Raw genomic sequence first — 12,639 nt, 5'->3', positions numbered from 1 at the left:
GCGGCGCCGGGCCGGCAATCGGCAGGACCCCGAATGCGCTGCATAAATGGCTGACCGGACGGGATTTCCCGGTCCGGCCTCGCCGCGACGTGAATATCATGCGGCTTGCCAATGGCCCATGACGCGCCTTAATAAGAGGTGCTGGTGGATTCCGAGAGGCTGGTCCTGCCCTGCGTCGGCGGCCACAGACCTCGAGGATCCGGCCTCCGTCACCGGCGACGCCCCCAGAGGCGGATCGCGGTGGCGTCGGCAGCGAGCGGTCTCCTCCTTCGAAGGACGATTGGATGCGTCTGCGATCCTCTTGGGCGTTCACGCAAAGATCTCTTTCCCGCATCGTCCTTCGAGGCCGCTGAGCGGCCGCCCCAACCCCAGGATCGGAGCCCATGTCCGGAACGACGAGCACGGAGAGGACCGCCGGGCGCTGTGATCGAGCGCCGTCGCTGCCGTCTCCGTCCGTCCGATCGTTCCGCGCGCTTCGACCATCGACCTGGTTCCACCCCCCCTTCGGCCTGCAGTGCCCGTTCGTTCCGCCCGTCCCTGCCGGGAGCCCGGGCCACGCACGGCGACTGCGCCGCACAGAGACACAAACATGGCGAACAAGATGCTCATCGACGCGACCCATCCCGAAGAGACTCGGGTGGTCGTGCTTCGCGGGAACCGCGTAGAGGAGTTCGATTTCGAGTCGGCGAGCCGCCGACAGCTGCGAGGCAACATTTATCTGGCCAAGGTGACGCGGGTCGAGCCGTCGCTGCAGGCCGCATTCGTCGATTACGGCGGCAACCGCCACGGATTTCTGGCGTTCAGCGAAATCCATCCCGACTACTACCAAATTCCGGTCGCCGACCGGCAGGTGCTGATCGACGAGGAGGAGCGCGCCCACCGCGCCGCCGAGCTCGAGGCCGATCGCCGCGCGCTGTCGCGCTCGCGTCAGGCCGCCGCCGAGCGGCCGCCCCATCGCGACGACCGCATCGTCAGCGAGCCGGTCGACCAGCCGCCGCACCGGGCGGAGGATGCGCGAGAGAACGAGGGCGAGGCGGGCGAGGCCGCGGCCGAGCGGCCGGCGGCCGACGAGGCGGCGACCGAGATCGCCTTCGCTCGCTCCGAGAGCGACGTCGAGCCGGCTCCGGCGGCGGACGCGTCCGGCTCCGAAACGGTCGAGACGGCATCCGCCGAGCCGGCCGCCGAATCTCCGGCCGAGCCGGCCGCCGCGGCGGCGGCCGCCGCGTCGTCCGAGACCGAGCAGGCCGGCGGCGCGCCGGTCGGCGAAGCCTCGGCCGAGGCTCCGGCCTCCGAGCCCGCGCCCGACGCTGCGGCGTCGGCCGACCCGGCGGTGCCGGTGCCGGCGACCGAGCCGGTCGCGACCGCGACCGATGCTCCGGTGTCCGAGACCGCCCCGGTCGAGACTGCCCCGGCGGAGACCGGCGCCGAGGCCGATGCGCCCGCGCACCCGGAGGGCGCGACCGAGGCGGCCGCCGAGCGCGCCGAGACCTCCCGCCAGGCGAACGGCGACGACACCGACCGCGACGACGAGGACGAGGACGACGCGCACGGTGACGAGTCCCACGACGACGAGTCCCACGACGACGACTCGCACGAGGACGAGTCCCACGGGGACGAGTCCCCCGAGGACGACGACGACGAGGAAGACGACGACGACGAGGACGACGACGAGGAGGGCGACGAGGAAGAGGAGACCATCGAGTCGGTCGGCGGTGCCGACGCGCTCGAGGAGCTTCCCGACCGCACCCCCCGCGTGCGTCGCACCTACAAGATTCAAGAGGTGATCAAGCGCCGGCAGGTCATGCTGGTGCAGGTCGTCAAGGAGGAGCGCGGCACCAAGGGCGCGGCGCTGACCACCTATCTCTCGCTCGCCGGCCGCTACTCCGTCCTGATGCCGAACACCGCGCGCGGCGGCGGCATCAGCCGGAAAATCACCAACACCCAGGACCGCAAGCGCCTCAAGGAGATCGCCCAGGAGCTCGAGGTTCCGGAGGGGATGGGCGTGATCCTGCGCACCGCCGGCGCGGCGCGCACCAAGACCGAGGTGAAGCGCGACTTCGAGTATCTGCTCCGCGTGTGGGAGCAGGTGCGCGACCTGACCCTGAAATCCTCGGCGCCGACGCTGGTCTACGAGGAAGGCTCGGTGGTCAAGCGGGCGATCCGCGATCTCTACAACAAGGAGATCGACGAGGTTCTGGTGGCCGGCGACGACGCCTATCGCGAGGCCAAGGACTTCATGCGCATGCTCATGCCGAGCCATGCCAAGAACGTGAAGCCCTACACCGACTCGCAGCCGCTCTTGACCCGCTTCGGGGTCGAGACCCAGCTCGACGCGATGTTCTCGCCGACCGTGCAGCTGCGCTCCGGCGGCTACATCGTCATCAACCAGACCGAAGCCCTGGTCGCGATCGACGTCAATTCCGGCCGCGCCACCCGCGAGCACCACATCGAGGACACCGCGCTCAAGACCAATCTCGAGGCGTGCGACGAGGTCGCCCGTCAGCTGCGGCTGCGCGACCTCGCCGGGCTGATCGTCATCGACTTCATCGACATGGACGAGAAGCGCAACAACCGGGCGGTCGAGCGGCGCCTCAAGGAGGCGCTGAAGAACGACCGCGCGCGCATCCAGGTCGGCCGCATCTCGCATTTCGGCCTGATGGAGATGTCGCGCCAGCGCATCCGCACCAGCGTGTTCGAGAGCTCGACCGAGAAGTGCCCGCACTGCGGCGGCTCGGGCCATGTCCGCTCGGTCTCCTCGGTGGCGCTGCAGTGCCTGCGCATGCTCGAGGAAGGCCTCATGCGCGGCGCGACCCACAATCTGACGATCCGCACCGGCACCGACACCGCGCTCTACATGCTCAACCACAAGCGCGCGCATCTCGCCGAGCTGGAGCACCGCTTCCGCATCACCATCACCATCAAGGCCGACCCCAACGTGATGGGGCAGCACCCGTTCGTGATCGACAAGGGCGAGCAGGTGCACAGCCTCGATCAGGCCCGCGCGCTCTTGGCGCAGGCGGCCGTGCCGTCGCCCGCCCGCGCACCCGAGCCGGAGCCCGAGGACGAGATCGACGCCGAGGCCTACGACGAGGCCGAGATCGCCGAGATCGCCGAGGCCGACGAGGAGGAGGAGACCGAGCGCGCCGAGGCCGACAGCGAAGGCGAGGCCGACGGCCGCCGCCGCCGCCGCCGCCGGCGGCGGGGCCGGCGCGGCGAGGACCGCGAGGAGCGCGCCGAAGGCGCCCGGACCGCGTCGTCGCGCGAGGAGCGCGAGGAGCGCGACGAGGACGGTGCCGGCGACGCCGAGAGCGACGGTGACGAGGGCTCGGACGAGCAGCAGGCCGCCGAGGCTGGCGCCAACGGCCGGCAGGGCGAAGGCGCGGACGGCGAGGGCCGTCGTCGCCGCCGCCGCGGTCGCCGGGGCGGTCGCCGCAATCGCCGCGGCGAGGCCGGGCCGTCGTCGGTCGGCAATCCCGACGGCAGCTACGATCTCGAGCCGGAGGTCGTCGAGGCGATCGGCGATTTCGGCGGCCCGACGGTGGCCGGCGAAGGCGGCCATGGTCACGTGCACGAGCACGATCACGAGCATGGCCATCGGGGTGCCGAGGCGGGCGCGCAAGCGGGCGCCCGAGCGGGAGCCGAGGCGGCGCCGTGGTCGGGCGAGGTGAACGGCGAGGTGCCGGCGGCACCACTGCCCGAGGGCATGGCGCCGGAAGGGTTTTCGCCCGAGCCGCAGCTGCACCATCCGGTGGTGCCGGAGGAGCTGGCGCCGAAGAGCTTCCCGGTCGCCTACGACGTGCCGGAGCCGCCCACCGAGGGCCGTCGCGGCCGTGGCCGGCGGCGCGATTCCGAGGTGCTGCCGCCGCCGGACGGCGGCCCGATCGAGCCGCCCGAGCTCCTGCAGATCTACGAGGGGGCTCCGGAAGCCGTGCCGTCGCCGAGCGACGCGTCGGCCGAGCCCGCCGACGCGGGGTCCGGGACGAGCGAGACGAGCGAGGAGGCTGTCGCGGGCGAGGGGACGAGCCATACGAGCCATGGGAGCGACGCGAGCCACGGCGGCGAGCCGGGCGCTCCGCCCGCGCCCGAGCCGGCTCCCGAGCCTGCGCCCGAGCCCGCCCCGCCGCCGCGCCGTCGCTCGACGGTGCGCGAGCCGGTGTCGTTCGTGCTCGAGCATCGCAGCTTCAGCGTCACCACCTCGGTGACCTCCGAGCCCGGGAACTCCGAGCCCGGCACCTCCGAGCCCGGGACCGGCGAGCCGGCCGCCGAGGCGCCGGCGGCGTCCGCGACGAACGGCTCGGGCGAATCCGAGGTCGGGTCCGAGCCGTCCGCGCCCGAGCCCACCGAGGGCAGCGAGAGCGAGCGGCCGCGCCGCACCGGGTGGTGGGCCCGCCGCCTGCTCGGCGACAAGAGCTAGGCGACCAGGCGGGGCGCCGGCATTCCGGCGTCCCGCCTTCGCCCTGCAGTCTCTCCTTTCCCCGTAATCGCATCGCCCCGTGGTCGCATGGCCGCGGGTTTTGCGCGTGTGGGGCCCGGCGGCGGGGCGCGAGAACCGTTCGCGACGATCCTGCGTTGTGTCCTCGTACGGCCGCAGGCCGGTAAGCGTCATCGTCCGGCCGCAGGCCGGTAAGCGTCATCGCCCGGCCACAGGCCGGCAAGCGTCATCGTCCGGCCGCAGGCCGGCCGGCGGGCCGTCCGCACCTCACCCCCGGGGACGGCTGCCGGGTGCCGCATCGACCACGGTCGCGGCCGGGTGGGCGTCGCTCGCGCGGCGTCCGCCGGTCCGTGCGGCTCGCGGCTGCGCAGCAGGCCCGGGGGCGGGGGACGCGATGCGAGCGGTCCGGTCCTGCGTCACGATCGTGGTGCTGATGCTCGTCGGCCTCGCCGGGCCAGTGGGCTCGCTCGCGGGCCCCGCCGCCGGCCAGCCGGCTGCCGAGACGCCGGCGCCGAAGGCGGCGGCCGAGGAGGTCGATCTCCTCCTGGTGCTGGCGGCCGACGTGTCGCGCAGCGTCGACGATCGAAAATTCCAGCTCCAGCGCGACGGCTATGCCGCCGCCATCATGGACGAGCGGGTGCTGGCGGCGATCAAGAGCGGGCTGATCGGCAGAATCGCGATCTGCTATGTCGAGTGGTCGGGCGTCGGCAACCAGAAGACGGTGATCGACTGGACGGTGATCGGCGACCGCGACAGCGCCGGCCGGTTCGCCGGCCAGCTGGTCGAGAGCGCGCGCGCCTTTGCCGACAGAACCTCGATCGCCGGCGGCATCGATTTCGCCATGACGCGGATCGCGGCGGCGCCGTTTTCCGCACGCCGGCACACCATCGACGTGTCGGGCGACGGCACCAACAATTCCGGCCGCGAGGTGACGCAGGCGCGCGACGAGGCGGTCGCCAAGGGCGCCGCCATCAACGGCATCGTCATCCTCACCGAAAAACCGCTGTCGTGGAACGCCGAGCACACCAATCCGGCGGGCGGCCTCGACGGCTATTACCGCGCCAACGTGATCGGCGGGCCCGGCGCCTTCGTGATGGTGGCCGAGAATTTCGAATCGTCCGGTCAGGCGCTGGTGGCGAAGCTGATCGCCGAGATCGCCGGGCGCGATCCGGTCCCTCCCGAAAACCCTCCGCCGGGGCGGCGGCTCGCCGTGCGCTGATCCGCCGCGCCCGGCCGCGGCGGAGGGGCGAGGCGGTGCCGGAGCATGGCCGGCGGCGCGCGCGGACGGTCGTTTCGCGTGCCCGCTCAAGCGGCTGCGGAGGGTGCGGTGCTTTGAACCGCTCCAACCCTGGAAACTCTATAAGATACTGATTCAAAACCGTTTGTTGACGCGGGCCGCGGCCCGCAGCTAGCTCTTCGGCCCGAAATCTCCGCCGACGGGCGCCCCCCGCGAGACACCCAGGAGCCGCACATGTCCCCGCACGTTTCCGCGCGCCGCTTTCTCCGCCCGAGCCTCGTGCTCGCCGCCCTTCTCGCCGCCGCCGGCCTGCCGCTCGCCGGCTCGCCGGTCGCGGGCCAGCCCGCTGCGGGCGAGCCCGCCGCGCAGGCGAGGGGCGAGGTCAATGTCTACACCTATCGCGAGGCCAAGCTGGTGGAGCCGCTGTTCTCGGCCTTCACCGCGGAGACCGGGATAAAGGTCAACACGCTGTCGGCCAATCGCGGGCTCGAGCAGCGGATCGCCGCGGAGGGCGCGAGCAGCCCGGCCGACGTGCTGCTGACGGTGGACATCGGCCGCCTGAAGGACGCGATCGATGCCGGCATCGCGCAGCCGATCCGCTCGAAGACGCTCGACGAGGTGGTGCCCGCCGCGTTCCGCGATCCGGACGGCCTGTGGTACGCGATCTCGGCGCGGGCCCGCGTGGTCTACGCCTCGAAGGAGCGGGTCGAGCAGGACGAGATCACCTACGAGGGGCTGGCCGACCCGAAATGGAAGGGCCGCATCTGCATCCGCTCCGGCCAGCACATCTACAACAACGCGCTGTTCGCCGCCTTCATCGCCCATCACGGCGAGGCGAAGACGGAGGAATGGCTGAAGGGCCTGAAGGCCAACCTCGCACAAAAGCCGTCGGGCGGTGACCGTGAGGTCGCGCGCGACATCGCCGCCGGCAAGTGCGACATCGGCCTCGGCAACACCTATTACTGGGCGCTGATGCACGAGCGCGACCCGGCCAAGAAGGCGTGGGCCGAGGCCACCGAGGTGATCCTGCCGACCTTCGAGGGCGGCGGCACCCACATGAACGTCTCCGGCGTCGTGCTCACCAAGCACGCCCCCAACCAGGCGAACGCCGTGCGGCTGATCGAGTGGCTGATGAGCGACACCGCCCAGCGCATCTATGCCGACATCAATTACGAGTATCCGATCCGCACCGGCACGACGATCAATCCGGTGATCGCGAGCTATGGCGAACTGCGGGCGGATACGGTTTCGCTCGTCACCATCGCCGAGCACAAGAAGGCGGCGGCGACGCTGGTCGACAAGGTCGGCTTCGACGATTGACCACGCCGTCGCTTCCGCTCCGGGCGGGGGTACCGACCCTTTCGGCCGACACCCGTACCGTGGGCCATACCCGCGCCCGGCGCCGGAAGAATCCGGTCGCTTGGGGCGTGCTGGTCGCGGTCGCCGGGCTGGTGGCGCTGCCGGTCGCGAGCCTCGTCGCGATCGCGCTCGGCGGCGACACCGAGGTGTGGCCGCATCTCGCGGCTTACGTGCTGCCGACCGCGGTGCGCGAGACCGCGCTCCTGCTCGCCGGCATCGCGCTCCTCACCGGCACGATCGGCGTCGGCACCGCGTGGCTGGTCACCGGCCACGACTTTCCGGGCCGTGACACGCTCCTGGTGCTGCTGCCGCTGCCGCTCGCCTTCCCGACCTACATCGTCGCCTATGTCTATGCCGACACGCTCGACTTCCTCGGGCCGGTACAGACCGGCTTTCGTGCGCTGACCGGTTTTCGCTCGCCGGCCGACTACTGGTTTCCGGAGGTGCGCTCGCTCGGCGGCGCCGTCGTGGTGATGAGCCTCGTGCTCTACCCGTACGTCTATCTCGCCGTGCGGGCGATGCTGCAGACCCAGAGCGCAGCGGTGGTGGAGGCGGCGCGCCTGCTCGGCGCCGGCTCGGTGCGGCTCGCCTGCGACGTCACGCTGCCGCTGGCGCGCCCCGCGCTCGCCGCCGGCCTCGCGCTGGTGCTGATGGAATCGCTCAACGACATCGGTGCCACCGAGTATCTCGGCGTGCGCACGCTGACGCTGTCGATCTTCACCACCTGGCTCAACCGCGGCAGCCTCGCCGGCGCCGCCCAGATCGCCTGCGTGCTGCTGATCGTCGTCGCCGGCCTGATCGCGCTCGAGCGGGCCGGGCGGCGTGGCCGCAGCTTTTCCAGCGGCGACGATCTGCGCCACGTCTCGCGCGTCCGGCTTCACGGGTGGCGCGGCCTCCTCGCCGCGCTCCTGTGCGCGCTCCCCGTGCTGCTCGGCTTCGTGCTGCCGTTCGCCTTTCTCCTGCACGAGGTTCTTTCACGGGGGCTGCTGGCCGGGCTCGATCCGGCGCTCGTCCGCGCCGCCGCCACCACGGTCGGGCTCGCCGCCGCCGCGACGGTGGCGACGCTCGCGCTCGGCTTCGGCACGGTGATCGCGGCGCGGCTGATCCGCCGGCCCGGCACCGCGCCGCTCACCGCCGCCGCCGGCCTCGGTTATGCGGTGCCCGGCACCGTGCTCGCGCTCGGCCTGCTGTCGCCGCTGATCGCCGTCGACGGCGTTCTCGACGCCGCCTCGCGCGCGCTCTGGGGAACGGGCGTCGGGCTGTTGCTCGCCGGCTCCGGCGCCGCGCTGGTGATCGCCTACACCGTCCGCTTCATGGCGATCGCCACCGGTTTTTCCCAGGCCGGGCTCGCCCGCGTCCCGACCGACCTCGACGACGCCGCCCGCTCGCTCGGCGCGGCGACGCCGGCGGTGATCGGCACCGTGCATTTGCCGCTGCTGCGGCCGGCGCTCGCCGGCGCCGCGCTGCTCGTCTTCGTCGACTGCCTGAAGGAGCTGCCGGCGACCCTGCTCTTGCGCCCGCTGAACGTCGAGACGCTCTCGACCCACCTCTACCAGTTCGCTTCGCGCGGCTCGTTCGAGGAGGGCGCGCTGGCCGCCCTGCTGATCGTCGCCGTCGGCCTTTTGCCGGTCGCCCGCATGGTGCGCCTTTCGGACGATCTCGACCGCGCCCGGCCGCTCGCGTAGCATTCCGTTCGGCGGTGCGGCCGGCCGGTCCGCGTCTCGCGCGGAACCCGGCTCGCCGGGCACCGCCCACGAACGCCGGGCACCGCCCACGAACAGCGTCATTTCGCATGGGCGACACGGGGACGCGCCGCAGGCTCGACTCCGGCGCCGAGTGACTGTACGTATTTATCCGTAGGGTTCAGGAAACGACGGTGGGACCATGAAGAAAGTCTACGACGATCCCGTCTCGGCGCTCGCGGGGCTGCTGAAGGACGGCATGACCATCATGTCCGGCGGCTTCGGCCTGTGCGGCATCCCGGAAAGCCTGATCGAGGCGATCAAGGCGTCCGGCGCGAAAAACCTCACGGTGATCTCCAACAATGCCGGGGTCGACGGCATCGGCCTCGGAATTTTGCTGGAGACCCGCCAGATCCGGAAGATGATCTCGTCCTATGTCGGCGAGAACAAGCTGTTCGCCCAGCAGTTCCTCTCCGGCGACCTCGAGCTCGAGTTCAATCCGCAAGGAACGCTCGCCGAGCGCATCCGCGCCGGCGGCGCCGGCATCCCGGCCTTCTTCACCAAGACCGGCTACGGCACGGTGATCGCCGAGGGCAAGGAGACGCGCGAGTTCAACGGCGAGCATTACGTGATGGAGACCGGCCTCACCGCCGACGTCTCGATCGTCCATGCCTGGATGGGCGATGCCGAGGGCAACCTCGTCTACCGGAAGACCGCCCGCAACTTCAACCCGATGATGGCGACCGCCGGCAAGGTGACGGTGGCCGAGGTGGAGCATCTGGTCGAGCCCGGCATGATCGATCCCGACCACATCGTCACGCCCGGCATCTTCGTGCAGCGGATCGTCCAGGTGTCGGGCGCCAAGAAGCACATCGAGCAACGCACCACGAGGAAGCGCAACGAGATGGAAGTGCCGGCCGGCGCCGGGGAGGAGATCTGACATGGCCTGGACACGCGAGCAGATGGCGGCGCGCGCCGCGAAGGAGCTTCGGGACGGTTTTTACGTCAATCTCGGCATCGGCATCCCGACGCTGGTGTCGAACTACATCCCCGAGGGCGTCAGGGTGATCCTGCAGAGCGAGAACGGCATGCTCGGCATGGGGCCGTTCCCGCTCGAAGGCGACGAGGACGCCGACCTCATCAATGCCGGCAAGCAGACCATCACCGAGCTGCCGACCACCAGCTACTTCTCCTCGGCCGACTCCTTCGCGATGATCCGCGGCGGCCATATCGACCTGTCGATCCTCGGCGCCATGCAGGTGGCCGAGAACGGCGACCTCGCCAACTGGATGATCCCCGGCAAGATGGTGAAGGGCATGGGCGGCGCCATGGACCTCGTCGCCGGCGTGAAGAAGGTGGTGGTGGTGATGGAGCACGTCGCCAAGGACGGCCCGAAGCTCCTGAAAAAGTGCAACCTGCCGCTGACCGGCGCCAATGTGGTCGACATGGTGATCACCGATCTCGGCGTGTTCACCATCGACAAGCACGGCAGCGGCGGCATGCGGCTGGTCGAGCTCGCCGACGGCGTGACGGTCGACGACGTGACCAAGAACACCGAGGCGAGCTTTTCGGTGGCGGTGCCGCAGGCCGCCTGAGAACCGGCCGCCCGAGAGCCGCGGATCCGGAGTTTGGACACCGACGCGGGTGGCCCCGGCCGCCCGCGTTTTTCGTGTGCGACACGACCGCTCGGAGCGCACGCCGCGACGGCCGGGCGTGCCGTTCGGCGCCGCCGCGCGACAGTCGAGCAGAGGCGCTGACGAGAAGGGAGCGCGCGTCATGGCCGCCGCCCGGTGATCGCTTCGGGATCGGCGGGGACGATCTCGACCGTTGCCGTCATCCCGGCCGCCAGCTCGACGCCGGAAGGCACACGATCGATATGGATGCGGACCGGGATGCGCTGGGCGAGACGCACCCAGGAAAACGTTGCCGCCACATTGGGCAGGCCGAGAGGTCCCGGCGCGTCGTTGCTGTTCTCGATCCCGCGACCGATGCTCTCGACATGGCCGGATGCCGGTCGGTCGAAGCCCATCAACTCGATCTGCGCCGGGCTTCCGACATGGATCTTCTGGATCTTCGTCTCCTCGAAGTAGCCGGTGATCCAGAAGCTGGACGCATCGAGGACGGCGACCCTGGTCACGCCCACCGTCGCATAGTCGCCGGGCCGAAGTCTCAGATTGGTGACATAGCCGTCGACCGGGGAGCGAACGACGGAACGAGCGAGGTCGAGTTTTGCCAGATCGAGCGTCGCCACGGCCGCCCGATAGGCCGCGCCGGCCACCGCTGCCGCCCCGCTGGATTGCTGGGCGGCTTCCTGTGACACGACACCCTCGAGCTGTCTGTGCCGCCGCGCCGTCGCCTCGCGAACGGTCATGTCCTGCTACAGTGCCGACAGCCATGCCGCCCGGATTGCGCGCGTGCTGCTGGACGAGCTCGCCGAGATGCCGCGGGAGCGGTTCAATCTACCCATTTCCGATCATCCGAAGATCCGGGCGATCGCCGATGCCCTGGCGGCCAGACCCTCCGACCGCAGCACCCTGAGTGATTGGGCGAAGCGGGTCGCGATGAGCGACAGATCGCTGGCACGGCTGCTGGTCCGCGAGACGGGGCTGACGTTCGGACGCTGGCGGCAGCAACTCCACCTCGTCGTCGCCCTGCGGGACTTGGCGAGCGGCGAGGCGGTGCAGAACGTCGCGGCCGAACTGGGATACGACTCGGTCAACGCGTTCATCACGATGTTCAAGAAGGCGGTGGGGAGCACGCCCGCCCAGTATTTCGTGCGGCGCAATGCGCCCACGCGCTAGGGTCGAAAAGCAATAGCGCGAGCGTGACGATCCTCGAAGCCGGCGCGGCTGTCGCTGCGGTGCAGGCCTCACCCCGAAGTGGCAGAGGTCGTCGACTCGGGGGCCATTTTTCTCGTCCTGTCGACCAGCCGGTCGAGCAGGCTCGAAGTGCCGGGGCAGTGTTGGGCCAGTGCTGGGCACCTCGCAGCCGCGGAGGTCGTCGGGGAGACCAGGAGTGCCACGTCGATCCGCGGCGGATCAGGACCGTCACGAGCCCATCGCCCGGCTCGGCCGATGCGAGCCATGGTGCGCAGGGCGGACGAGCCCCTCGACGGATCGGAATTTGTCGGAAGATCGAGGCCCAAAAGGCCGATGGCGCTCCCTAGGGGACTCGAACCCCTGTTTTCGCCGTGAGAGGGCGACGTCCTGGGCCGCTAGACGAAGGGAGCGGAGGGCCAGACTGTTAGCGTCGTTCGGATTCGATTGCAAGCGCCCTTCGTGCGGAATTCGCCCCGATCGGCATTCCGTCCCCAGGCCGGCGAGGTTTTCTGCGCCGGGCGCAGAGCTCGCGGTGCGGCGCCGATCGGTCTTCTCCGGCTCACCCGGGCCGCGAAAGGCTGCCGTGGGACGCGATTGCCGCCGCCGAGGACGCCGGCCGTCCGGCGAGGGCGGATGTGCGGCCTCCCGACCGAGCCGGGTCGGCCCTCCCCCCGGTGGCCGGAAAAATGCGGAAGGCCGGGGCGGGCCCGGCCTTCCGTCGTCGTCGCGCGAATCAGGGGCGGAGTTCCACCACGTCCGCGGCCGTTTCGCGTCGACACCGGCGGACGGGGTTTTGCCCGTCCGCGGCAGGAGGCCGGCGGTGCCGCGCCGGCCCCGAGCGGTCGCCTCAGATCGCGTGGCTGGTCACCGGCTCGTCGGCGTAGCTCGTCCGCATCGCCTCGCCGGCCCGGTGCAGCCGGGCGGGCGCGGTCTCGCGCGTCATCAGGCCGCACACCGTCGAGACGACGCCGAGCGACATGAAGATCAATGCCGGGCCGATCCAGCCGACCGCGCCGTACACCGCGGTGGCGATGAACGGCAGGAAGCCGGCGATCAGCGAGGTGCCGTTGTAGCCGAGCGAGATGCCCGAGGAGCGCACATTGGTCGGGA

Annotated in this window: 9 protein-coding genes and 1 tRNA gene; 7 read left to right on the top strand and 3 right to left on the bottom strand. The window is 70.8% G+C overall.

The features are described 5' to 3' along the window. Positions 1–589: 589 nt before the first annotated feature. From A33M_RS24790 to A33M_RS03570, 6 genes are all read left to right on the top strand, one after another. On the top strand, positions 590–4,414 hold the full coding sequence (locus A33M_RS24790; RefSeq protein WP_083850285.1) for an Rne/Rng family ribonuclease: 3,825 nt from the start codon (positions 590–592) through the stop codon (positions 4,412–4,414). Between the two features lie 412 nt (positions 4,415–4,826). Then, positions 4,827–5,651 carry a DUF1194 domain-containing protein gene (locus tag A33M_RS03590; RefSeq protein ID WP_202801782.1) on the top strand — a complete coding sequence of 275 codons (825 nt, stop codon included), beginning with the start codon at positions 4,827–4,829 and terminating at the stop codon, positions 5,649–5,651. A 252-nt stretch (positions 5,652–5,903) separates the two neighbouring features. Further along, positions 5,904–6,989, top strand: coding sequence for a Fe(3+) ABC transporter substrate-binding protein (locus A33M_RS03585; protein WP_008383591.1), 1,086 nt, complete (start codon positions 5,904–5,906; stop codon positions 6,987–6,989). A gap of 59 nt (positions 6,990–7,048) precedes the next feature. After that, entirely contained in the window at positions 7,049–8,713 is a 1,665-nt protein-coding gene (locus A33M_RS03580; protein ID WP_008383589.1) for an ABC transporter permease, read from the top strand. Positions 8,714–8,912: 199 nt separating this feature from the next. Next, positions 8,913–9,650, top strand: coding sequence for a CoA transferase subunit A (locus tag A33M_RS03575; protein WP_008383587.1), 738 nt, complete (start codon positions 8,913–8,915; stop codon positions 9,648–9,650). Between the two features lies 1 nt (position 9,651). After that, a complete protein-coding gene (locus A33M_RS03570) occupies positions 9,652–10,305 on the top strand; it encodes a 3-oxoacid CoA-transferase subunit B (RefSeq protein ID WP_008383585.1) in 654 nt (217 codons plus the stop codon). Positions 10,306–10,484: 179 nt separating this feature from the next. On the opposite strand, the gene A33M_RS03565 is transcribed toward A33M_RS03570, so the two are convergent. Next, complete coding sequence (locus A33M_RS03565; protein WP_202801781.1) at positions 10,485–11,081, bottom strand: efflux RND transporter periplasmic adaptor subunit; 597 nt, start codon at positions 11,079–11,081, stop codon at positions 10,485–10,487. Here A33M_RS03565 and A33M_RS03560 point away from each other — a divergent pair. Further along, positions 11,080–11,511, top strand: a complete 432-nt coding sequence (locus tag A33M_RS03560; protein WP_008383581.1) for a helix-turn-helix domain-containing protein — start codon at positions 11,080–11,082, stop codon at positions 11,509–11,511. The two genes, A33M_RS03565 and A33M_RS03560, sit on opposite strands and share 2 nt — an antisense overlap. A 352-nt stretch (positions 11,512–11,863) precedes the next feature. Here the strand turns inward: A33M_RS03560 and A33M_RS03555 are convergent. Continuing rightward, positions 11,864–11,939 (bottom strand) — tRNA-Glu (locus A33M_RS03555). A 437-nt stretch (positions 11,940–12,376) separates the two neighbouring features. After that, positions 12,377–12,639, bottom strand: a 263-nt coding sequence (locus A33M_RS03550) for a hypothetical protein (protein ID WP_040619154.1), incomplete at its 5' end; no start/stop codon positions are given.

It is taken from the genome of Rhodovulum sp. PH10, from assembly GCF_000293785.1.
In the GTDB taxonomy this organism is placed as follows: Bacteria; Pseudomonadota; Alphaproteobacteria; order Rhizobiales; family Xanthobacteraceae; genus Rhodoplanes.
This window is presented reverse-complemented; position numbering and strand designations above follow the sequence as displayed.